General features: G+C 65.2%; 22 protein-coding genes. 14 read left to right on the top strand and 8 right to left on the bottom strand.

The window, feature by feature from the left end:
• The first annotated feature begins 161 nt into the window (after positions 1-161).
• Genes RT460_RS10110 through bioD form a run of 3 tightly spaced genes read left to right on the top strand, consistent with a single transcriptional unit; the run spans position 162 to position 2,713 of the window.
• On the top strand, positions 162-725 hold the full coding sequence (locus RT460_RS10110; RefSeq protein ID WP_313318793.1) for a M23 family metallopeptidase: 564 nt from the start codon (positions 162-164) through the stop codon (positions 723-725).
• 48 nt (positions 726-773) lie between these two features.
• Positions 774-2,066 (top strand): adenosylmethionine--8-amino-7-oxononanoate transaminase, encoded by a 1,293-nt coding sequence (bioA, locus tag RT460_RS10105; RefSeq protein ID WP_313318792.1) that lies wholly within the window; start codon positions 774-776, stop codon positions 2,064-2,066.
• Positions 2,063-2,713, top strand: coding sequence for a dethiobiotin synthase (gene bioD / locus RT460_RS10100; protein WP_313318791.1), 651 nt, complete (start codon positions 2,063-2,065; stop codon positions 2,711-2,713). The genes bioA and bioD overlap by 4 nt, the downstream gene beginning before the upstream one ends.
• Before the next feature lie 229 nt (positions 2,714-2,942).
• Here the strand turns inward: bioD and RT460_RS10095 are convergent, their stop codons facing one another.
• On the bottom strand, positions 2,943-5,351 hold the full coding sequence (locus tag RT460_RS10095; protein WP_313318790.1) for a membrane-bound PQQ-dependent dehydrogenase, glucose/quinate/shikimate family: 2,409 nt from the start codon (positions 5,349-5,351) through the stop codon (positions 2,943-2,945).
• Positions 5,352-5,469: 118 nt separating this feature from the next.
• On the opposite strand from RT460_RS10095, the gene RT460_RS10090 reads away from it, so the two are divergent.
• From RT460_RS10090 to RT460_RS10080, 3 genes are all read left to right on the top strand, one after another.
• Complete coding sequence (locus RT460_RS10090) at positions 5,470-6,546, top strand: SPFH domain-containing protein (RefSeq protein ID WP_313318789.1); 1,077 nt, start codon at positions 5,470-5,472, stop codon at positions 6,544-6,546.
• A complete protein-coding gene (locus RT460_RS10085) occupies positions 6,546-7,736 on the top strand; it encodes a hypothetical protein (protein ID WP_313318788.1) in 1,191 nt (396 codons plus the stop codon). The genes RT460_RS10090 and RT460_RS10085 overlap by 1 nt, the downstream gene beginning before the upstream one ends.
• Before the next feature lie 93 nt (positions 7,737-7,829).
• A complete protein-coding gene (locus RT460_RS10080) occupies positions 7,830-7,982 on the top strand; it encodes a hypothetical protein (RefSeq protein WP_313318787.1) in 153 nt (50 codons plus the stop codon).
• A 79-nt stretch (positions 7,983-8,061) separates the two neighbouring features.
• Here RT460_RS10080 and RT460_RS10075 read toward each other — a convergent pair whose 3' ends face one another.
• On the bottom strand, positions 8,062-8,421 hold the full coding sequence (locus RT460_RS10075; RefSeq protein WP_313318786.1) for a DUF1428 domain-containing protein: 360 nt from the start codon (positions 8,419-8,421) through the stop codon (positions 8,062-8,064).
• A 440-nt stretch (positions 8,422-8,861) separates the two neighbouring features.
• Here RT460_RS10075 and RT460_RS10070 point away from each other — a divergent pair, with 440 nt between their 5' ends.
• Positions 8,862-9,878, top strand: a complete 1,017-nt coding sequence (locus RT460_RS10070) for a hypothetical protein (protein WP_313318785.1) — start codon at positions 8,862-8,864, stop codon at positions 9,876-9,878.
• A gap of 97 nt (positions 9,879-9,975) precedes the next feature.
• On the opposite strand, the gene RT460_RS10065 is transcribed toward RT460_RS10070, so the two are convergent.
• Positions 9,976-10,365: a DUF6165 family protein gene (locus RT460_RS10065; protein ID WP_313318836.1), complete on the bottom strand. Its 390-nt coding sequence runs from the start codon at positions 10,363-10,365 to the stop codon at positions 9,976-9,978.
• A 111-nt stretch (positions 10,366-10,476) separates the two neighbouring features.
• Between RT460_RS10065 and RT460_RS10060 the strand changes: the two genes are divergently transcribed.
• The gene (locus RT460_RS10060) at positions 10,477-10,911 is read left to right on the top strand and encodes a hypothetical protein (protein ID WP_313318784.1); all 435 of its coding nucleotides are present in this window, start codon (positions 10,477-10,479) and stop codon (positions 10,909-10,911) included.
• Between the two features lie 20 nt (positions 10,912-10,931).
• On the opposite strand, the gene RT460_RS10055 is transcribed toward RT460_RS10060, so the two are convergent.
• A complete protein-coding gene (locus RT460_RS10055; RefSeq protein ID WP_313318782.1) occupies positions 10,932-11,129 on the bottom strand; it encodes a heavy-metal-associated domain-containing protein in 198 nt (65 codons plus the stop codon).
• A 131-nt stretch (positions 11,130-11,260) separates the two neighbouring features.
• Here RT460_RS10055 and RT460_RS10050 point away from each other — a divergent pair, with 131 nt between their 5' ends.
• The 4 genes from RT460_RS10050 to RT460_RS10035 all read left to right on the top strand — a co-directional run bounded on the left by RT460_RS10050 (position 11,261) and on the right by RT460_RS10035 (position 15,697).
• Complete coding sequence (locus RT460_RS10050) at positions 11,261-13,717, top strand: heavy metal translocating P-type ATPase (RefSeq protein ID WP_313318781.1); 2,457 nt, start codon at positions 11,261-11,263, stop codon at positions 13,715-13,717.
• A gap of 7 nt (positions 13,718-13,724) precedes the next feature.
• Positions 13,725-14,192 (top strand): Cu(I)-responsive transcriptional regulator, encoded by a 468-nt coding sequence (gene cueR, locus RT460_RS10045; RefSeq protein ID WP_313318780.1) that lies wholly within the window; start codon positions 13,725-13,727, stop codon positions 14,190-14,192.
• Positions 14,193-14,399: 207 nt separating this feature from the next.
• Positions 14,400-14,978, top strand: coding sequence for an Ax21 family protein (locus tag RT460_RS10040; RefSeq protein WP_313318779.1), 579 nt, complete (start codon positions 14,400-14,402; stop codon positions 14,976-14,978).
• A 263-nt stretch (positions 14,979-15,241) separates the two neighbouring features.
• The gene (locus RT460_RS10035) at positions 15,242-15,697 is read left to right on the top strand and encodes a hypothetical protein (protein ID WP_313318778.1); all 456 of its coding nucleotides are present in this window, start codon (positions 15,242-15,244) and stop codon (positions 15,695-15,697) included.
• Between the two features lie 55 nt (positions 15,698-15,752).
• Here RT460_RS10035 and RT460_RS10030 read toward each other — a convergent pair whose 3' ends face one another.
• Entirely contained in the window at positions 15,753-16,226 is a 474-nt protein-coding gene (locus RT460_RS10030) for a DUF1456 family protein (RefSeq protein WP_313318777.1), read from the bottom strand.
• Positions 16,227-16,333: 107 nt separating this feature from the next.
• On the opposite strand from RT460_RS10030, the gene RT460_RS10025 reads away from it, so the two are divergent.
• Both RT460_RS10025 and RT460_RS10020 read left to right on the top strand, forming a co-directional pair.
• Positions 16,334-17,389: an NAD(P)-dependent alcohol dehydrogenase gene (locus RT460_RS10025; RefSeq protein WP_313318776.1), complete on the top strand. Its 1,056-nt coding sequence runs from the start codon at positions 16,334-16,336 to the stop codon at positions 17,387-17,389.
• Positions 17,386-17,709: a DUF6122 family protein gene (locus tag RT460_RS10020; protein WP_313318774.1), complete on the top strand. Its 324-nt coding sequence runs from the start codon at positions 17,386-17,388 to the stop codon at positions 17,707-17,709. Before RT460_RS10025 ends, RT460_RS10020 begins: the two co-directional genes overlap by 4 nt.
• A gap of 16 nt (positions 17,710-17,725) precedes the next feature.
• Here RT460_RS10020 and RT460_RS10015 read toward each other — a convergent pair whose 3' ends face one another.
• The 3 genes from RT460_RS10015 to RT460_RS10005 form a co-directional block, all read right to left on the bottom strand.
• The gene (locus tag RT460_RS10015; protein ID WP_313318773.1) at positions 17,726-18,178 is read right to left on the bottom strand and encodes a hypothetical protein; all 453 of its coding nucleotides are present in this window, start codon (positions 18,176-18,178) and stop codon (positions 17,726-17,728) included.
• Positions 18,179-18,269: 91 nt separating this feature from the next.
• Entirely contained in the window at positions 18,270-19,481 is a 1,212-nt protein-coding gene (locus RT460_RS10010) for an FAD-dependent oxidoreductase (RefSeq protein WP_313318772.1), read from the bottom strand.
• A 6-nt stretch (positions 19,482-19,487) separates the two neighbouring features.
• Positions 19,488-19,985 carry a lipocalin family protein gene (locus RT460_RS10005; RefSeq protein ID WP_313318770.1) on the bottom strand — a complete coding sequence of 166 codons (498 nt, stop codon included), beginning with the start codon at positions 19,983-19,985 and terminating at the stop codon, positions 19,488-19,490.
• Positions 19,986-20,041: the final 56 nt, after the last annotated feature.

Genomic DNA, 20,041 nt, shown 5'->3' with positions numbered 1-20,041 from the left:
AGGGTTGAGGCAGGAATACGCCGCTGCGATGGAGCGCCGATGGGGCGAATGTGAAGCGAACAAGAAGTCCCGCAACGGTTCATCAAGCAAGCTGACGATCATCTGGAAAACAGCGGTTTTCCTGCTAGTTTCTGCGCACCGGATCAACGCGGAAGTGGTCGATGCAACAAGCTCGGAAGAATGCAGGACGGTGGATAGGGCGCATTGGCGCACTGTTGGTGCTGTCGGCCATTGCGGTCTGGGCGTGGCAGCAACCCTTTGCGGTTGTCGCCCGCGAAAGCTGGATGCTCGCGCGCATGCCGGCACCGGCTGCGATCCTGGTGCCGGTGCAAGGCATCAAGCCACGCCAGATCGCCGATACCTTTGGCGCGCCTCGCGGCCGCGACCGCAAGCACCACGGTGTGGATATCTTTGCCAAGCGCGGCACGCCGGTCGTGGCGGCCACGGCCGGGGTGGTGGCCGCGGTGCGCGACAGTGGCCTGGGTGGGCGTCAGGTGTGGGTCATCAGCCCGGCCGGGCAGCGCCACTACTACGCGCATCTGCAGGACTGGGCACCGGGCCTGGCTTATGGGCGCGTCGTCCAGGCCGGTGACGTCCTGGGTTTTGTCGGGGACAGTGGCAACGCGCGTGGTACACCGCCTCACCTGCATTACGGCATCTACGCAGGTGATGGGCCGTTCGATCCATTGCCGCTGATGCATGCAGCGCAGGCGCGCAAGCGGTAAGGTACGCCCCCTGCAAGCCGCGCTTCCTGCGGCGTGGTGTGTTGAACCATGGTGATAGACCAATTCGATCGCGAGCATCTGTGGCACCCGTACAGTGCCTTGGGCAGCCCGGTTCCCGTGCTCAAGGTGGCGCGTGCCGATGGCGTGATGCTGCAGCTGGAAGACGGTACCGAGCTGATTGACGGAATGGCGTCGTGGTGGTGTGCCATCCACGGCTACAACCATCCGCAGTTGAACCAGGCCGTGATCGAACAGCTCGGGCGCATGTCGCATGTGATGTTTGGTGGCCTCACCCACGAGCCCGCCATCGCCCTGGGCAAGCAACTGCTGCAGATCGTGCCGACCGGGCTGGATGCGATCTTCTACGCCGACTCCGGCTCGGTGTCGGTCGAAGTGGCGCTGAAGATGGCGGTGCAGTACCAGGCTGCGCGCGGCAAGCCCGGCAAGACCAACATCGCCACGACGCGCTCCGGCTATCACGGTGATACCTGGAACGCGATGTCAGTCTGCGATCCTGTCACCGGCATGCATGGCCTGTTTGGCAGCGCATTGCCTTCCCGTCTTTTCGTGCCGGCACCGCAGACGTCGTTCTATGGCGCGTGGGATCCGGCGGACATCGCGGCGGTGGCGCAGTTGTTTGCCGAGCGCGCCGACAGCATTGCCGCCTTCATCATCGAGCCGGTGGTGCAGGGCGCCGGCGGCATGCGCTTCTATCATCCCCAGTATCTGCGTGAGCTGTCGCAGTTGTGCCATGCGCACGATGTGCTGCTGATCTGCGACGAAATCGCCACCGGCTTTGGCCGTAGCGGGCGCCTGTTCGCCTGCGAGCACGCCGGCATCAGTCCGGACATCCTGTGCATTGGCAAGGCGCTGACCGGTGGATACATGACCCTGGCCGCGACCTTGTGCACGCGTGAGGTGGCCGATGTGATCGCCGGAGCCGAGCCGGGTGTGTTCATGCATGGGCCGACCTTCATGGCCAATCCGCTGGCCTGTGCGGTGGCGCTGGCTTCGGTACAGCTGCTGCTGTCGCAGGATTGGCAGGGCCGGGTGGCGGCTGTCGAGCAACAGCTGAGCACCGGGTTGGCGCCTGCACGCGGGTTGCCGCAGGTGGCGGATGTGCGCGTGCTTGGAGCGATCGGTGTCATCGAGCTGAAGGCCGGCCTGCGCCTGGAGCGCATCCAGCAGCGGATGCTGCAACAAGGCATCTGGATCCGGCCTTTCGGTCGCCTGGTCTATGTGATGCCGCCCTTCGTCATCAACGAGGCACAGCTGCAGCAGCTGTGCGAAGGCATGGTCGCGCTGGTGGCCAGCCTGCAGGAAGAGGATATGCGTGCATGAGCGGCAAGGTGATCTTCGTCAGTGGCATCGATACCGAGATCGGCAAGACCGTGGTCACCGGTTGGTTGGCGCGGCAATGGGCAGAGCAGGGCGAGCAGCTGATCACGCAGAAGCTGGTGCAGACCGGATGTGTTGGTGCATCGGATGACATCCTGCTGCACCGTCGCGTCATGGGCACCGGCTTGTTTGACGAAGACCGCGATGGCACCACGATGCCGGCGTTGTTTGCCTACCCGGCATCACCGCACCTGTCGGCGCGGCTGGAGCAGCGGCCGCTGGATCTTACCGCGATCGAGGCAGCGACCGCCCGTCTGCAGGCGCGTTACGAAACCGTGCTGATCGAAGGCGCCGGCGGCTTGATGGTGCCGCTGACCGAGCAGTTGCTGACGATTGATTACGTGGCTGAACGCGGGTGGCCGGTGGTGCTGGTCACCTCGGGACGATTGGGTTCGATCAATCACACCTTGTTGTCGCTGGAAGCGTTGGCTGCACGCGGTATTGCACTGCATGGCGTGGCCTGGAACAGCCGTGATGACAGCAGTGATGAAGTGATTGCGGCCGATAGTCGCGGCTTTATTCGAGATTGGGTTCTGGCGCGGTTCCCCGAGGCGGCCTGGTACGACGTGCCAACGATTGATCTTGGCTGATTGAGTTCTTTGCGAAAGGCACCCCTCCCCAACCCTCCCCTGCGCGTTGCGCAAGGGAGGGGCTCAAGTTGAGTTCTTTGCGAAAGGCACCCCTCCCCAGCCCTCCCCTGCGCGTTGCGCAAGGGAGGGGCTCAAGCAACAGCGTCAGCGGCACACTACCTGCCGCCTCCCTTGCGCAACGCGCAGGGGAGGGCCGGGGAGGCGTGCTCTACCTCAGGGGCGAAAGCCATCACTTCTTCAACTTGTACGCCAGCACATAGTCGCCGGCCTTGGTTCCGGTTGAGCCGTGCCCGCCAGCGACCAGCAGCACCATCTGTTCGCCCTGGCTGTTGAGGTAGGTCATCGGCGTGGCTTGGCCACCCGCGGGGATACGCACGTCCCACAGGATCTTGCCGGTGGCCAGGTCGTAGGCACGGAAGTTGTCGTCGGTGGCCGCGCTCAGGAAGGCCACGCCGGTGGCGGTCAACAACGGACCGCCCAAGCCGGGTACGCCAATGCGGATCGGCAGCGGCACGGGTGAGAGATCGCGGATGGTACCGTTGCGGTGCTGGTAGGCGATCTTGCCGGTGCGCAGGTCGGCGGCAGCGATCGTGCCCCACGGTGGCACGTGGCAAGGCACGCTGATCGGTGACATGAAGGGCGTCATTTCCACCGCGTAATCGGCGCCCTTGTTTTCGTTCAAACCATGCTCGCCCTTGTTCATCTCACGGCCGCCGGTGTCCTGCTTGGGCACCAGCTTGGACACGAAGGCCAGGTAGGTGGGCATGCCGAACATCACCTGGCGCTGCGGGTCCACCGCCACGCTGCCCCAGTTGAAGGTGCCGAAGTTGCCCGGATAGACCAGGCTGCCCTGCAGCGAGGGCGCGGTGTAGCGGCCGTCATAACGCAGCTGGCGGAACTGGATGCGGCACAGCATCTGGTCGATCAGGCTGGCGCCCCACATGTCGGCTTCGCGCAGCTTGGGCGGTTCAAAGCTCAGCGCCGAATACGGCTGGGTAGGTGCGGTGCGCTGGCCGGGGATGTCCACATGCTGTGGTGCCGGGCGCTCGTTGACCGGCAACAGGGGGCTGCCATCGCGGCGATCAAGGACGTAGACGTCGCCCTGCTTGGTTGGCTGCACCAGCGCCGGCACCCGGCCCTGCGGCAGGTCCAGGTCGATCAGGCTGGGTTGCGCCGGGGTGTCCATGTCCCACAGGTCGTGGTGCACGAACTGGCGTACCCAGCGCGCACGGCCGCTAGCGATATCCAGTGCCACCACGGAAGAGGCGTAGGTTTCTTCGGCCGGGCTGCGGTACATGCCCAACTGGTCCGGGGTGCGGTTGCCCATCGGGAAGTAGGCCAGGCCCAACGCCTCGTCGGCGCTGGCAATGGACCAACTGTTGGGCGAGCTGGCGGCGTAGGTCTGGTTGGGATTGTTGGTGTCCAGTGGGGCGGTCTGCTCGGGGTTGCCCGAATCCCAGTTCCACAGCAGCTGGCCGGTGTGCACGTCGTAGGCGCGGATCACGCCTGAGGGCGAGTTGATGTCGTAGTCGTCGTTGACCGCACCGGCAACGATGATCCGGCTGCCAACGATCAGCGGCGGCGAGGTGGAGTAGTAGTAGCCGGCCTGCTTGAACGGCATGTTGTGCATCAGGTCGAGCACGCCGTTGTTGCCGAAGTCACTGCAATGCGCACCGGTCTGTGCATCCAGCGCATGCAACTTGGCGTCGGCGCTGGGCAGGAACACGCGGCTGCTGCAGGCGTGGCCCGTTGCCGGCGCGACGGCCTGTGCAGTTGCGGCAGTTGTGGGGGTGGTGGTCGGCGTGGTGGCGGTCGTTGCTGCTGCGACTGCGGCGCTGGGCTCGGTGTAGTAGGACAGCCCGCGGCAGGTCTGGTGCTGGCGCTGCGGCTCCATGCCGGCGGCCGGGTCGAATTTCCAGCGGATCTTGCCGTTGTCCGCATCCAGTGCAATCGCCAGGCTGTGCGGCGTGCACAGGTACAGGGTGTTGCCGATCTTCAGCGGGGTGACCTCGTAGGTAGTTTCGCTGACGTCTTCGGGCAGGCGCACGTCGCCGGTCTGCATCTGCCAGGCAAGCTGCAACCCGCCGACATTGGTCGGGGTGATCTGCGCCAGGGGCGAGTAACGCTGGCCGTAGCCACTACGGCCATAGGCCTGCCACTCGCCATCCGGCTGGGTGGCGTCACCCAGCGCGGGGGTGGGGTTGACGATATCCATTGGCAGGCGGCCATTGATCTCGTGCAGGTGGCGTGGGATGCCGGCAAACGCCACCACCGCCACCCCCAGCGAAGCCAATAGCACCGGCCAGCCGGCCGGGCCGGTGTAGCCGCGTGGGCTGGAGCGACGCGACGCCGGCAGCGCCATCAACAGCCCCAGCAACGCCGGAACGCCCAGGCGCGTGGCCAGCGGCCACCAGTACAGCCCGGCCTCCCACAGCGACCAGGCCAGCAGCACCAGCAACCAGCCGGCATACAACCAGGTGGGCCAGCGCCGGTGCCGCCAAAGGCCCCAGGCCACGAGCAGCAGCACCAGGCCACTGAGCAGATAGAACGGGCTGCCCCGCAGGGCCAGCAACCACGCGCCGCCGGCAGCCAGGGCCAGGCCGAACAGCGTGGTGAGCAACAAGGTGAGTGCACGCACGGGCGTACCCCGGTTCAGAAGATGGCCCCATCCTGCGCCCGCCCATGTCTGCACCGCGTCACGCGCAGTCTTAACATCGGCACCGTAGAATCGGCAGCTTGTCGACTGGGGACTGAGCATGAGCATTCTGGACTTCATCAAGAAGGAACTGATCGAGATCATCGAGTGGACCGATGACTCGCGTGACACGCTGTCCTACCGCTGGCCGGACGAAGACCGCCAGATCAAGAATGGCGCGCAGTTGATCGTGCGCGAATCGCAGATGGTGCAGTTCGTTGCCGCCGGCCAGTACGCCGATCTGTTCGGCCCGGGCAAGCACACATTGAGTACCCAGAACATCCCGGTGCTGTCCACCATCCTGGGCTGGAAGTACGGGTTTGAATCGCCGTTCAAGTGCGATGTCTATTACCTCAACACGCGCTTGTTCACCGGCAACAAGTGGGGCACCGCCAACCCGGTGATGATGCGCGACGCCGATTTCGGCGTGGTCCGCCTGCGCGCGTTTGGTACCTACGATTTCCGCATCGTCGACCCGCCCAGGTTCCTCAAGGAAGTGGCCGGCACCGACCAGAATTTCCGCCTGGATGAGTTCGCCGACACCATGCGTTCGCGCATCGTCAGCGTGTTCACCGAAGCGCTGGCCAAGGCCGGCGTGCCAGCACTGGATGTGGCCTCGCGTTACTCCGAGCTGGGCGAGGCGCTGTTGCCGATCATCAACCCGGCCATGTCCAGCAAGTACGGCATCGAGATCACCAGCTTCATCCTGGAGAACGTGTCGGTGCCGCCGGAAGTGGAGCAGGCCATCGACAAGCGTTCCAGCATGGGCGTGATCGGCAACCTCAACGACTACGTGAAATACCAGATGGGCCACGGCATGGGCGAGGGTGGCGAAGGCGCTGCTGCGGCCGCGGTGCCGGCACAGATGGCGGTGGGTTTCGGCATGGCGCAGGAAATGATGCGCAGCATGCAGACCGGTGGCGCAGCCAGCGGCGCGCCCGTGCCGCCGCCGTTGCCGGCCGCTGGTACAGAGGTCGCTGCGCTGGATGTGCTGACTCCAGAACAGGCCGCGCAGGCGCTGTCGGTTTCGGTGGAAGACGTGATGGCATCCATTGCCGCCGGTGACCTGAAGGCGCGCAAGATCGGCAACGCTACCCGCATTGCCCGCTCGGCACTGGAAGAGTTCCTGCGCGGCTGATGAACAACGCGACAGTTGGCAAACATCCCTGCCCGGAATGCGGCGGGGATCTGCAATGGAGTGCCGCCAAGCAGGCCCTGGCCTGTCCGTACTGCGGCACCATCGTGCCGCTGTCGCAGGCGGGCGAAGGTGTTGGCGATGGCAGTGCCGGCGTGATCGAGCTGGACCTGGTGCAGGCGCTGGCAAGCCTGCAGGCCACGCCGCCGCCCCTTCCCGCTGCCCAGCAGGACGGCCCGCTGGGGCTGCTGCAGAGCATGGCCAGCACGCCGGCGGCGCAACGCGGCTACGGCGCGCAACCACGCGAGGTGCAATGCCAGAGCTGCCATGCGATCTCGGTATTCGTCGATGGCAAGGTGGCCGACCGCTGCGAGTTCTGCGGCTCGCCGTCGATCATCGACCATCAATCGCTGGGCGATGCGATCACGCCGCAGAGCGTGCTGCCGTTCAAGATCAGCGATGGCCAGGTACGCGACAGCATCCGCAAGTGGTACGGCACGCGCTGGTTCGCGCCGAACAAGCTCAAGCGTGCGGCGCTGACCGACACGCTCAAGGGCATGTACCTGCCGTACTGGACCTTCGACGCGCAGGTTGCAGCGCGCTGGACCGCCGAGGCTGGCTACCACTACTACGTGACGGTGAGTTACCGCGACTCCAACGGCAATACCCAGACCCGGCAGGAGCAGCGCACGCGCTGGGAACCGGCGGCGGGGTCGCTGCAACACTTCTTCGATGACGAGCTGGTCCCCGGCACGGTAGGCGTTCACCCGGAACTGCTGGCCAAGATCGGTCAGTTCCCCACCACCAGCGATCTGAAGGTGTACACGCCCGAGTTCGTACGTGGCTGGACGGTGGAGCGCTACCAGGTCGACCTGCGCCAGGCCGCGCAGCGGGGCGAGGCACAGATGCAGGCGCAGACCCGCGCGCTGTGCGCTGATCAGGTGCCCGGCGATACCCATCGCAACCTGCAGGTACAGGCCAACTACAGCGCCCGTACCTTCAAGCACATCCTGGTGCCGGTGTGGCTGGTCAGCTACACCTATGGCGCACGCAGCTACCAGGTATTGGCCAATGGCTATACCGGCGCGCTGGCCGGCGAGCGCCCTTACAGCGCGTGGAAGATTTTCTTCGCGGTGCTGGCCGGGGTGATCGCCTTGCTGGTGTTGCTGTACGTGCTGGGTGCGGCGCAGTAAGCGTCGCATCGGCACGGACGTTCAGTTCAGTACTTGAATTCCAGGGTTTCGTCTCCATATCGGGAAGCTTGAGACGAAACAAGAGGACGGCTTATGGAAGCCAACACGACTGGAAGGGTCCAGTGCACCAAATGCAAGGCGGTCTACACACCGGTCATCAAGGTTCTGGAGCGGGTCTGCCCCGAGTGCCTGTCGATGAAAACGGTGCGACTGCAGGCAGCCCCCGCGCTGCGCGGCGACAACTGACGCCGCACCCGCAGCACATCACGCAAGGCCAGGCATCGACCTGGCCTTTTTGTTGTCCGCGATTGCGGCTTGCGCTTGCCTAGTCGCCCAGGTGCAGCACCGGCATGAAGCCGCCATAGACCAGGCGCTTGCCATCGAACGGCATCGGATGGACTGCCGGATCCATGCGCGGGTCTTCCATCATCCTGCGCATGCCGGCATCACGCGTTGCCTTGTCCGGCCACTCAATCCAGGAGAACACCACTGCCTCGTCGTCGCGGGCCTGCACGGCGCGGTGGAAGTCGGTCAGCTGGCCGCGCGGCACGTCATCGGCCCAGCACTCGGTCACCCGCAACGCGCCGTATTCGATGAACAAGGCATCGGTGAGGTGGGCATGGGCGATGAAGCTGTCCTTGTTGGCCAGCGGTACCGCGGCCAGGAATCCGTCGATGTAGCTCATGGAGGGCCTCGCAGGGGTGGGCGGTGCCAGCATTGTGCGCCGGGGGATGTTGCCGATTCGGTAAGCGGGTAGGGTCCGAGTACCCCGCGACTGGCGAGCGGGCAGCCTGCACGGCAGGTGGATATTGCTTGTCTGCTTGATCTGGATCAGGGTTGCGCGCTCGCCAAATGACGAAAATGAGCACGTCGAATCGGAGCGGGGCAAGCCAGAACCAGGACATCCTGCCGACCGGCCTGGCTGCCGGTCGGGCTGGAATATTCAATTGCGCGCCGGCCGCGCCGCTATAGCACTCGGCCTGCGCTGTCACATGCCGCATTGAATTTCGCTGTTGCCGTTGGCTGGGTCGGTTAGGGCGCCTTGAGCGCGCCTTGCCACCAGGCCGTCGCCGCAGCGCACCGTTGAACAACTTGCCGGCTTCGGCCGGCACCAGGAGAGATGTAATGCAAGGCGTAAGCTCCACTTTCTTTGCGGCGGGCCTGCTCGGGCTTTGCCTGCCGCTGGCGGCAGCAGCACAAGACGCCACCCCGGCCACCAAGGTGTCGGCGCAGATCTTCGTCAATGCCAGTCAGCTTGATCGTGATGGCGTGGTCAGCGATGACGAAGGTTTGGCCTTGGACCTCAAGCGCACCTTCATCACCGTCGACCACCGCTTCAACGAAAACTGGTCGGCGCAGGTCACCACCGATTTCCAGTGGTCGCGCAACAGCGGTCCCAGTGACCTGTGGCTGCGTCACGCCTACCTGCAGCGCAGTTTCGGCAAGGGCAACTGGTTGCGGTTCGGCAATGCCCCCTTGCCGTGGATCCAGCAGGAGTCGGTGCGTGAAGGCTACCGCTACGTTGATGGCGCGCTGATCACCCGGGCCAAGATGGGCAATGCGGCGGACTATGGCGTGCATGGTCAGTACACGTATGGCGACCTGACCTACGCGGCATCGGTGGTCACCGGTGGCGGCTACCAGAAGCCGCGCCTGGGCCGGCGTGCAGACGTGGAAGCGCGCGTGGGCTGGGTTCCGCTCAAGGGCGTGGAACTGGCCGTGGGGGGCTACCGCGGCACCCGCGCGCAGGATGCCGGCGACCGTCCGCGCGAACACACCGCACAGCGTTGGAATGCCATGGCCAGTTGGGTGGGGGAGCGTGCTCGGGTTGGCGCGCAGTACTTCCGTGCCGAAGACTGGAGCCGGGTGGTCAAACCGGGCAGCGATGACCAGCGTGGCTGGTCGGGCTGGGCGAGTTACCAGCTGAGCCCGCAGTACGCGGTGTTCACCCGCCACGAAGAGACCCGCATGAGCCTGGACATCGACCCGCGGACGCGTGAGCGATACAGCATGGTGGGCGTGGAATGGAAGCCGAACAAGCACCTGCGGCTGGCGGCGGTGGGCAAGCAGGTACGGGCCGAGACGGCGAAGTCGCGGCTGGAGAGCCACGAGGCCGGCCTGTGGGCGCAGATCGCGTTCTAAGCAGGCGGGTGGGCCGTTGCTCCTCCCCCGTTGGCGCAGCGCCAGGGGGGAGGCTGGACGCTGATGGCGTTCGCCAAGCGAACGCCAGGGCAGTGGCTTATTCCCCTTGGTACTGCTTTTCTTCCACCAATGCCGAGCCGGCAACGCGGTTGATCTCGTTCTTCACCACGATGCGCTCGCCATTGGTGCCGTAGACGCCGCGCGCCAAGGTGATGAATTCCGCGCCGAAATCCTGCGCTGCTTCCTTCTCGCGCAGGCGGTCCTGGATGTCCCACATGCGTTCGTTGATGGCCTTGAGCTGGTCCTTGAGCGCGGTCAAGGACGGGCGCGCGCGCTGTTGTTCCAGCCACAGCGGCCACAGGCCATCGAGCTCGGTGCGGACATTGGCCAGCTTGGTGGCATCACCGATGCGCTCGGCCTTGATTTCGAGGATGGTGATCTTGTCGATCAGCTCGCCAATCGATACCGGGGTGAGAAGGGTCTGCACGTTGCGGGCCATCGTTCGTTTCTGGATTGGCGGCAATGATACCGCCCCGCCGTCGGCGGCAATGGTTGCCGATGAGCCGTTGCTGGCGACAGCAACGCGCAGATGCCCACAATGGACGCCCTTCCGGACAAGGATCTGTCGATGCTGCTGCGTTCATTGACCACCGCCACGCTGTTGCTGGGCGCGCTCACGGCCCACGCCACCGATGCGCTGCAGGGCGCCTGGCAGCTGCAATCGGGTGAATCCGTCGATCCGCATGGCGCCGTGGTGGATTACACCAGCCAGAAGCTGGCCGGCAGCAAGGTGCTGGCGGATGGCCGTTTCGCCTTCACCACCACCCGTGACGGCGCGTTCTGGGCCGGCGGTTCAGGCACGTACCGCAGCGAGGCCGGGCAGTACGTGGAAACGCCGCTGATGGCGTCCTACCCGCTGGAGAAGGGCGGCAGCTACACCTTCCGCTATACGCTGGAAGGCGACCTGTGGACGCTGGAGCGCTGGCAGGGCGAGCGCCGGGTCGAGCGCGAGGTGTGGCAGCGCGTGCGCTGAGCGCGCGCTGCAGGGCAGGCTTACGCTGCCGGCTGTGGCGGGAAGCCGGCTTCATCCAGGGCCTTGGTGAAGGCCTCCGGGGCTTGGCTGGATTGGATCTGCACGGTCTTGGTCGGCAGGTCGATCTCGACCGTGGCTGCGGGGTCCACATCCTTGACCGTGGCCGTCACGCTGCGGGCGCAGCCGCCGCAGGTCATGCTCTCGATATGCAGTTTCATGGTGTTTCTCCGGTGGGATAGGGCAAGCATGCACCTTGCCACGATGGCAAGGTCAAGCGATAACGGGGCCTTGACCCTCCCATCGTTGGAAGCTTTAAGGTGCCTCGCAAGCATCGGATTGGACACCCGCCATGAGCAATAGCAGCAGTACTGAAGACCTGATGATCGAAGGCATGACCTGCGCCTCCTGCGTGGGCCGGGTGGAGCGCGCGCTGAAGGCGGTACCCGGCGTCAACCTGGCCAGCGTCAACCTGGCGACCGAACGGGCAAGCGTGCATACCGATGGCAGCGTGACGCGCGAGGCGCTGGTGCAGGCGGTGCACAAGGCCGGTTACGAGGTCACTGCGCCGGCTACGCAGGAGCTGCTGATTGAAGGCATGACCTGTGCCTCCTGTGTGGGTCGGGTAGAGCGCGCGCTGAAGGCAGTGCCCGGCGTGCAGTCGGCCAGCGTCAATCTGGCCACCGAACGCGCCAGCGTGCAGGGCAGTGCCGATACGGCGGCCTTGCTGGCGGCAATCAGCAAGGCGGGCTATTCGGCCAACGTGGTTGCAAGCGGCAGCAGCGATGACCAGCAGGCGCTGCGCCAGGCCGAGGAGCTACGCGTGCTCAAGCGCGACCTGTGGCTGGCGGCGGCGCTCAGCCTGCCGGTGTTCCTGCTGGAGATGGGCGGGCACCTGGTGCCGGCCTTCCATCACTTCATCGCGGGCAGCCTCGGCACCGGCAACAGCTGGTTGCTGCAGTTCGTGTTGACCACGCTGGTGCTGGTTTTCCCCGGCCGGCGCTTCTACCAGAAGGGCATACCGGCCTTGCTGCGTGGCGCACCGGATATGAATTCGCTGGTCGCAGTGGGCACGCTGGCGGCCTATGGCTTCTCGCTGGTCGCCACCTTCCTGCCGCGCCTGCTGCCGGCGGGCACGGTCAATGTGTATTACGAAGCCGCGGCGGTGATCGTCACCCTGATCCTGTTGGGGCGCATGCTCGAGGCCAAGGCGAAGGGACGCACCTCCGAAGCGATCAAGCGATTGCTCAAGCTGCAGGCCAAGACCGCGCGCGTACGCCGCGATGGCAACGTGGTGGAGCTTCCGTTGGCGCAGATCGCCAGCGGTGATGTGATCGAGGTGCGGCCGGGCGAACGCATCGCGGTGGATGGCGATGTGGTGGATGGGGACAGCTACGTCGACGAATCCATGATCAGCGGTGAACCGGTACCGGTGCAGAAGGCAGTCGGCAGTACCGTCATCGGCGGCACGGTCAACCAGACCGGCGCACTCGGCGTGCGCGCAACTGCCGTAGGCGGGGCAACGGTGCTGGCGCAGATCATCCGTCTGGTAGAGCAGGCGCAGAGCGCCAAACTGCCAATCCAGACCCTGGTGGACCGCATCACCCTGTGGTTCGTGCCGGCGGTGATGGGCCTGGCGCTGCTGACCTTCCTGGTGTGGTTGCTGTTCGGGCCGGAGCCGGCGCTTACCTTTGGCCTGGTCAACGCGGTGGCCGTGCTGATCATTGCCTGCCCGTGCGCGATGGGCCTGGCTACGCCGACGTCCATCATGGTCGGTACCGGGCGCGGCGCGGAACTGGGCGTGCTGTTCCGCAAGGGCGAGGCGTTGCAGCTGCTGAAGGACGCGCAGGTGGTGGCGGTGGACAAGACCGGTACCCTGACCGAGGGCCGGCCGGTGCTGACCGACCTGCAATTGGCCGACGGCTTCCAGCGCAACGAGGTGCTGGCACGGGTGGCAGCGGTGGAGGATCGCTCCGAGCACCCGATCGCACGTGCCATCGTCAGCGCCGCCCAGCACGAGGGTCTGCAGCTGCCCGCGGTGGGCAGCTTCGAATCTGTCACCGGCTATGGCGTGCGCGCGGATGTCGACGGCGTGCGGGTTGAGGTGGGTGCGGACCGCTTCATGCAGAAGCTGGGACTGGATGTGGCGGTGTTTGCCAGCCAGGCGCAGCGTTTGGGGGAAGAGGGCAAGAGCCCGCTCTACGCAGCGCTGGACGGTCGCCTGGCGGCGATCATCGCGGTGTCCGATCCGATCAAGTCCGATACCCGTGCGGCGATAGCGCGCCTGCATGCGCAGGGGTTGAAGGTGGCGATGATCACCGGCGACAACCGCCGTACCGCCGAAGCCATCGCACGCCAGCTCGGCATCGACGACGTGGTTGCCGAAGTGCTGCCTGAAGGCAAGGTGGATGCGGTGCGCCGGCTCAAGGCCGCACACGGGCGCTTGGCCTATGTAGGCGATGGCATCAATGACGCACCCGCGTTGGCCGAGGCGGACGTGGGCCTGGCGATCGGCACCGGCACCGATGTGGCGATCGAGGCGGCCGACGTCGTGCTGATGTCGGGCAGCCTGCAGGGCGTGCCCAATGCAATTGCCTTGAGCAAGGCGACCATGGGCAACATCGGCCAGAATCTGTTCTGGGCATTTGCCTACAACACGGCGTTGATCCCGGTGGCGGCCGGCGTGTTGTACCCGGTCTGGGGAATTTTGTTGTCGCCGGTGTTTGCTGCCGGGGCGATGGCGCTGTCGTCGGTGTTCGTATTGGGCAACGCGTTGCGCCTGAAACGCTTCAGCCCTGTGCAGGCCTGATCGGAGAATGAAGATGGAAGCGAGCATGAACATCGGCCAGGCGGCGAAGGCCAGTGGCATCTCCGCCAAGATGATCCGCTACTACGAGGACGTGGGCCTGATCGGGCCGGTGGCGCGTACCGATGCCGGCTACCGCGTGTACGGTCCGCGCGAAATCCACACGTTGGGTTTCATCAAGCGCTCGCGCGACATGGGTTTCAGCATCGAGCGGATCGGTGAGCTGCTGGCATTGTGGCGCGACCGCTCGCGCCACAGTGCCGATGTCAAACGCATGGCGCTTGCCCATGTGCAGGTGCTACAGCAGCGTATCGCCGAGTTGCAGGACATGGTGCAGACGGTGGAGGCGCTGGCCAATTGTTGCGCCGGCGATGATCGACCGGATTGCCCGATCCTGCGTGACCTGGAAACAGGCGTGCCGCTGCATGACGGCGCGTTGCCAACAACCTTCGACGGTCGTGGCAAGACGGAAGCCTAGCGTTGAGCATTCAGGACAACTCCTATCAATGAATAGGTACACGGTGCGCGCGCGTGCCAGAAATAGCCTGAATACAAGCCAAAAATTGCGTAATTACTGACCTGCTGGTTTCAGTTTGTGTTGTGGCGACTAACGGAAAAATTACATCCGGACGCAGACAACCATTTGTTGTCGTGCCATCAAGTCAGTAACGCAGAGGTAGTACCCATGAAGACTTCGTTGATTGCCCTGGCGCTGGTTGCCGCCCTTCCGTTCGCCGCTTCCGCTGCTGACGGTCTGTCCTACAACTACGTCGAAGGCGACTACGCCAAGACCGACGCTGCCGGTGGCGACGCCGACGGTTGGGGCCTGAAGGGTTCCTACGCTTTCCACCCGAACTTCCATGCTTTCGGCGAATACACCCGCCAGGAAACCGACCTGAACAAGGTTGACGTGGACCAGTGGCGCGTGGGTGCCGGTTTCAACAAGGAAATCGCGCCGACCACCGACTTCGTTGCCCGCGTGGCCTACGAAAAGTTCGACCCGAAGCACAATGCAGGTCTGGACTTCAACGGCTACAGCGCTGAAGCCGGCATCCGCACCGCGTTCGGCCAGCACGCCGAAGTGTATGCAATGGCTGGCTATGAAGATTTCACCAAGAAGCACGGCATCAACCCGGAAGGCGAGTTCTATGGTCGCCTGGGTGGCCAGGTGAAGTTGAACCAGAACTGGGGCATCAACGGCGACATCAAGATGAACCGTGATGGCGACAAGCAGTGGACCGTGGGTCCGCGCTTCAGCTGGTAAGACGCGCAGGGCGTTTGCGCGCCATGCAGCGAAGAAAGGCCCGGCTTATGCCGGGCCTTTTCTTTTTCTGGTTGTTCGGGCTCTGCGGCTCGGAGCCTGTCCTCACCCCAAGCACTCCCAGTGCAAGCGATTCGAGCCCCTCTCCCGCGTGCGGGAGAGGGGTTGGGGTGAGGGCAAGCCCCCGCCTTGGCGCTTGTAACCAAGTCGTAACCAAACTGCAGCAAAGTGCGCTTCAACCGGCATCGGCCGGAAGGACCTTGAGCATGAAAACCCGTCTGCTGCTTGCTGCAACCCTGCTGTCGCTTACCCCGTTGGCCTGGAGCCAGCAGCGCGACTACGTGCCGCTGGAGCAGCGCCTGAGCGCCGAGCAACTTCAGCAGGTCGGCCTGAGCGCGCAGCAGCTGCAGCTGCTCAATCGCATGCTCAGCCAAGCTGCGCCGATTGCAGCGGTTGCCGCCAGCCCCGCGCCTGCGCCGATGCATATCGGTCTGGAAGAAGGCCCGGTGCACAGTCGCGTGCAGGGCGAGGTGGCAGGCTGGGAGCCGGGTACCGTGTTCGTGCTGGAAAACGGCCAGCAGTGGAAGGTACTCAAGGGCCAGATGCGCCTGCGCAGCACCTTGCAATCACCTGAAATAGAAGTGGTGCCGGGCATTGCCGGGCGCTGGTTCCTGCAGGTGGACGAAGACCTGCCCAAGGCCCGCGTGTACCGGATCCTGTAAACCGCCCGGATTCGCCCGCTCGGACCGTTCGTCCGGGCCATGCCTTACCGGTGGCTCAGCCTGCCGGACGCACCCGCTGGGTCAGGCCCTTGAGGAAGGCACGCAGCAGCTGGTCGCCGCACTCGCGGTAGTTCTTGTGGTCGGGCTGGCGGAACAGTGCCGACAGCTCCGGCTTGGACACCGGAAAACCCGCGCTTTCGAAGATCGCATGCATGTCCACGTCCTTCAGTTCGAAGGCAACGCGCAGCTTCTTCAGCACGATGTTGTTGGTAATGCGCTTTTCCGGCGGGCGCTGCGGCTGCGATTCGTCACGGCCACGGAAGTGGTAGATCAGCCCATCGAGGAAGCGCGCAAGCACGGCATCCGGGCAGGCCTCGAACAGCGGCTCGTCGTCCTTGCGCAGGAAATCATGCACCTGTGCCTGGTCCACGTTGAACGCGGGGTCGGCCAGAAGGATGGTATCCACCACCATGCCGTCGCTGAGATCGAGCATGTAGCGGATGCTGCGCAGTACGTCGTTGTTGATCATTGCCACTCCAGGGCCACCACGGCGGAACTGCCGGATGGCCGCATAGTGTAACGCCGGGGCGGCACCAGGCCCCTACAATTGGCCGCTGATCCACCCGGAAGCCCCCCATGCGCACCCTTGCCTATGCCGCGCTGTCGGCCAGCACGCCGCTGCAACCGCTGGCCATTGACCGCCGCGCGCTGCGTGCCGACGACGTCGCCATCGAGATCCTGTATTGCGGGGTCTGCCATTCGGACCTGCACCAGGCCCGCAACGATTGGGGGTCGGCCCGCTACCCGATGGTGCCCGGTCACGAGATCATCGGCCGCGTGCAGGCGGTGGGAAGCGCCGTGACCAGCGTCAACGTCGGTGACGCGGTGGGGGTGGGATGCATGGCCGACAGCTGCCGCGATTGCGACCAATGCAACCAGGGCGAGGAGCAGTTCTGCCGGCATGGCGTGACCATGACCTACAACGGCCGTGACCGGATCAGCGGCGATATCACCCAGGGCGGCTATTCCCGCGCCATCGTGGTGCGGGACGCCTTCGTCATCGCGCTGTCGCCGCAGCTGGACCTGGCCCGCGCCGCGCCGCTGCTGTGCGCCGGCATCACCAGCTGGTCGCCGCTGCGCCAGTACGGTGCCGGCCCCGGCACCCGCCTGGGCGTGATCGGGCTGGGCGGTTTGGGCCATATGGCCGTCAAGCTGGGCGCTGCGCTCGGCTGCGAGGTCACCCTGATCACCGGCAGCGCCGGCAAGGCGGCCGACGCACGGGCGCTGGGTGCCCAGCATGTGCTGGTATCAGGTGACGCCGAGGCAATGCGCGCGGCCGCGTCCTCGCTGGACCTGATCATCGACACGGTGCCGGTCGCGCATGCGTTGGCCCCCTACGTCAAACTGCTGGATGTTGGCGGCCGAATCGTGTTGGTGGGGGCGCTTGAGGAAATGCCGCCACTGGATGCCAGCCTGCTGGTGCGGGGTCGCAAGCAGGTGTCCGGTTCATTGATCGGCGGTATCGCGCAGACCCGCGAATTGCTGGAATTCTGTGCGCAGAAGGGCATCTACCCCGAATGCGAGCAGATCCCGATGCAGGACATCAACGAGGCATTTGCGCGCATGGAACGTTCTGACGTGAAGTACCGCTTTGTGATCGACATGGCATCGCTGGATGCCCAGGGCGCATGAGCCTGCGTGCGATCCTGCACCTGTGCCTGCACATCGCCGTTCCGGCGCTGTTGGCCTGGTTGTTCTGGCGGCCGCAGTTCGCCAAGGCGTGGATGTTGCTGCTGCTGGGCTGGGTGATCGATCTGGATCACCTGCTGGCTGACCCCATTTACGCCCCCAACCGCTGCAGCGTGGGGTTCCACCCGCTGCATACCGCGCCGGCCGTGCTGGTCTATGCGGGACTCACCGTGCCCAAGCGCACGCGCGTGTTCGGCATCGGCTTGTTGCTGCACATCGTGCTGGATGCGATCGACTGCGTGTGGATGCGCGTCACTGCCTGAGTTGGCCTGGCGGCGCTTACCAGCCGCCCCACGGACCGGGGCCGTATCCATAAGGGCCGTACGGACCGACACCATCGCCCTTGCTGACATGGATGTTCACGTCGAAGCGGCGGGTAGTGCCTTCGTCGGTGGTGTAATTCTTGCCCAGGTTCAGCTCCACCGCGTTGTAGTGGCTGTTGCCGAAGGCCTTGGAATAGCCGATGCCGGTCGTGACCGCGCCGTGCACCTGCAGCTTGTCGTCGACCACGCTGTCGGTGTCCGCGGCCACGCCCTTGCGCGGCAGGCCGCGCCCGCTGTGGTCGCCGTAATAGGTTCCGGGGGCGTCCTGCTGCACGCTCGGGTCGCCCAGGTAGCGGACCGGTGCCTGCGGCACGCTCAGGTCCAGCGCAGCTGCGCTGGGGCTGCCTTCATCGGCCAGCGCCACGCAAGGTGCCAGCAACAAGGCGGTAAGCAGCAGGTGTCGAATCATCACGGGACCGCTCCAGGGTGCCAGCGCCTTATGGCGGGCAACCTGAACGCTATCAGAAATGGCTTGAATGTGGCCTGTCGCGTGCGACGTCTCAGCCCAGGCGCTGGAACGAGAACAGCGGTGCCAGTGGATGGCGGCGGCCTTCGATGGCGGCCCGCAGCAGGCCGGCGCCGATCATCGAATAGGTGATGCCGTTGCCGCCGTAAGCCATGGCGAACTGGACGCGTGGCCCCCACTGCCGGTGGGCGCCGAAAAAGGGCAGGCCATCGGCGGTCTCGGCAAAGGTGCCGGCCCAGGCAAAGGCGGGCTCCACCGGAATCCCGCCGAGCAGCTTGCTGGCCTTGCCGGCGAGCTTGCGGGCCTTGCGATCAACCTGGGCATCGCGGCGTGCCGCGATATCCACGGCGTCATCTTCGCCGCCCACCAGCAGTCGTTGGTCGGCGGTGCTGCGCAGGTAAAGATAGGGGCGGGCGGTTTCCCACAGCAGCGTGTTGCGGGCCGCACCCAGCGCCTCGGCGGACAGCGGATCGGTGACGAAGGCGTAACTGCTGCGGTTGCGGGCTACGCGCTGCCGTAGCCAATGCTGGCTGGCGTAACCGGCGGCGATGATCAGCTGCCGGCACTGGATGCGGATGCCATCGCTGGTCAAGGCAGTGACCCGGCGTGGCCCGGCATCGATGGCGGCGATGGTGGTGCGGTCGTAGACCTGGCCCCCTTGTTTGCTCAACCGGGCCAGCAGCCGATACGCCATCCGGTACGGGTCCATGCGTGCGGCATGGTGGCTGAGGATGGCGCCGGGCGCGCTGAAGCCGTATTCGGCCTGAACACCCGCGGCGTCGTACCAGTCCACCGCAAAACCATGCGCTTGGCGTAGCTCGAACTCTTCCATCAGCTCGGCCAGGTCGCCGCGCTTGCTGGCGTAATACAGGCTGCGTGCGGTCTGGAAATCCACCCCGCGCACTTGTCCAGCCAGTTCGCCCAGGTCATCGATTGCCTGCGCACAGGCGCGATAGGCCAACACCGCAGCGTCCAGCCCATATTGCCGGGCCAGGTCACGCAGCGGCGTATCGATCTCGTACTGCAGCAAGGCCGTGCTGGCGGCCGTCGAGCCCCAGCCGATATCGCGCTGCTCGACGACGGCAACTTCATGGCCATGTGCGGCCAGGTGGTCGGCGATGAGTGCGCCGGTGATGCCGCCGCCCAGCACCAGCACCTCGCACTGCAGGTCCTGCGCCAATGCAGGGTAGGCCTGCATCAGTCCATTGCGAACAGCCCAGAACGGATAGCCGCTTTTCAGGTCCATGGATGTTCAGCCTGCGGTCGGGTGGCCGGTATGGGTGGTGTGGATCAGCTGGTCCACATCAAAACCCTGCTGGCGTGCATAGGCGATGTAGTGCCGGCGGGTGGTCGCATCCATCTGTGGCAGGCGCGCCAGCAGCCACAGGTGGCGTCGGTCGGGGCTGCCGATCAGGGTGCAGCTGTAGCCGGCGTCCAACTGGATCACCCAGTAATCGCCCCGGGTGAATGGCATGAAGCGCAGGCCTTCCGCCGCGAAGGTGACTTCCAGCTTGCTGTTGCTGCCGTCTATGGGGCGCGCCTGGCCGACTGACTCCTCCAGCTTGCCGCGGAACAGGCAGCGGTTGTGCACGCGTACGCTGCCGTCGCCATTGAGCGAGTAATGGGCACTGACATCGGTGGCCGCTTCCGGTTCCCTTTCCATTGGCAATCGCTCGATCTCGTACCAGCTGCCGAGGTAGCGCTGCAGGTCCACCGATGACACGGTGGAAAGGGGCGGATGCGGACGCATTGCAGGCCTCGATCAGCGGCGACGGGTCGCGGAAAGGCAAGCTATAGGGCAAGCCG

This window comes from Stenotrophomonas sp. (genome assembly GCF_032061965.1).
In the GTDB taxonomy this organism is placed as follows: Bacteria; Pseudomonadota; Gammaproteobacteria; order Xanthomonadales; family Xanthomonadaceae; genus Stenotrophomonas.
Note: the sequence above shows the minus strand (reverse complement) of the source record. Positions and strands in the feature narration are given on the sequence as shown.

Coding starts and splice junctions, on each gene's coding strand:
- RT460_RS10110 (WP_313318793.1), top strand. CDS start 162: ATGCAACAAGCTCGGAAGAATGCAGGACGGTGGATAGGGCGCATTGGC.
- bioA (WP_313318792.1), top strand. CDS start 774: ATGGTGATAGACCAATTCGATCGCGAGCATCTGTGGCACCCGTACAGT.
- bioD (WP_313318791.1), top strand. CDS start 2,063: ATGAGCGGCAAGGTGATCTTCGTCAGTGGCATCGATACCGAGATCGGC.
- RT460_RS10090 (WP_313318789.1), top strand. CDS start 5,470: ATGAGCATTCTGGACTTCATCAAGAAGGAACTGATCGAGATCATCGAG.
- RT460_RS10085 (WP_313318788.1), top strand. CDS start 6,546: ATGAACAACGCGACAGTTGGCAAACATCCCTGCCCGGAATGCGGCGGG.
- RT460_RS10080 (WP_313318787.1), top strand. CDS start 7,830: ATGGAAGCCAACACGACTGGAAGGGTCCAGTGCACCAAATGCAAGGCG.
- RT460_RS10075 (WP_313318786.1), bottom strand. CDS start 8,421: ATGAGCTACATCGACGGATTCCTGGCCGCGGTACCGCTGGCCAACAAG.
- RT460_RS10070 (WP_313318785.1), top strand. CDS start 8,862: ATGCAAGGCGTAAGCTCCACTTTCTTTGCGGCGGGCCTGCTCGGGCTT.
- RT460_RS10060 (WP_313318784.1), top strand. CDS start 10,477: ATGGACGCCCTTCCGGACAAGGATCTGTCGATGCTGCTGCGTTCATTG.
- RT460_RS10055 (WP_313318782.1), bottom strand. CDS start 11,129: ATGAAACTGCATATCGAGAGCATGACCTGCGGCGGCTGCGCCCGCAGC.
- RT460_RS10050 (WP_313318781.1), top strand. CDS start 11,261: ATGAGCAATAGCAGCAGTACTGAAGACCTGATGATCGAAGGCATGACC.
- cueR (WP_313318780.1), top strand. CDS start 13,725: ATGAAGATGGAAGCGAGCATGAACATCGGCCAGGCGGCGAAGGCCAGT.
- RT460_RS10040 (WP_313318779.1), top strand. CDS start 14,400: ATGAAGACTTCGTTGATTGCCCTGGCGCTGGTTGCCGCCCTTCCGTTC.
- RT460_RS10035 (WP_313318778.1), top strand. CDS start 15,242: ATGAAAACCCGTCTGCTGCTTGCTGCAACCCTGCTGTCGCTTACCCCG.
- RT460_RS10030 (WP_313318777.1), bottom strand. CDS start 16,226: ATGATCAACAACGACGTACTGCGCAGCATCCGCTACATGCTCGATCTC.
- RT460_RS10025 (WP_313318776.1), top strand. CDS start 16,334: ATGCGCACCCTTGCCTATGCCGCGCTGTCGGCCAGCACGCCGCTGCAA.
- RT460_RS10020 (WP_313318774.1), top strand. CDS start 17,386: ATGAGCCTGCGTGCGATCCTGCACCTGTGCCTGCACATCGCCGTTCCG.
- RT460_RS10015 (WP_313318773.1), bottom strand. CDS start 18,178: ATGATTCGACACCTGCTGCTTACCGCCTTGTTGCTGGCACCTTGCGTG.
- RT460_RS10010 (WP_313318772.1), bottom strand. CDS start 19,481: ATGGACCTGAAAAGCGGCTATCCGTTCTGGGCTGTTCGCAATGGACTG.
- RT460_RS10005 (WP_313318770.1), bottom strand. CDS start 19,985: ATGCGTCCGCATCCGCCCCTTTCCACCGTGTCATCGGTGGACCTGCAG.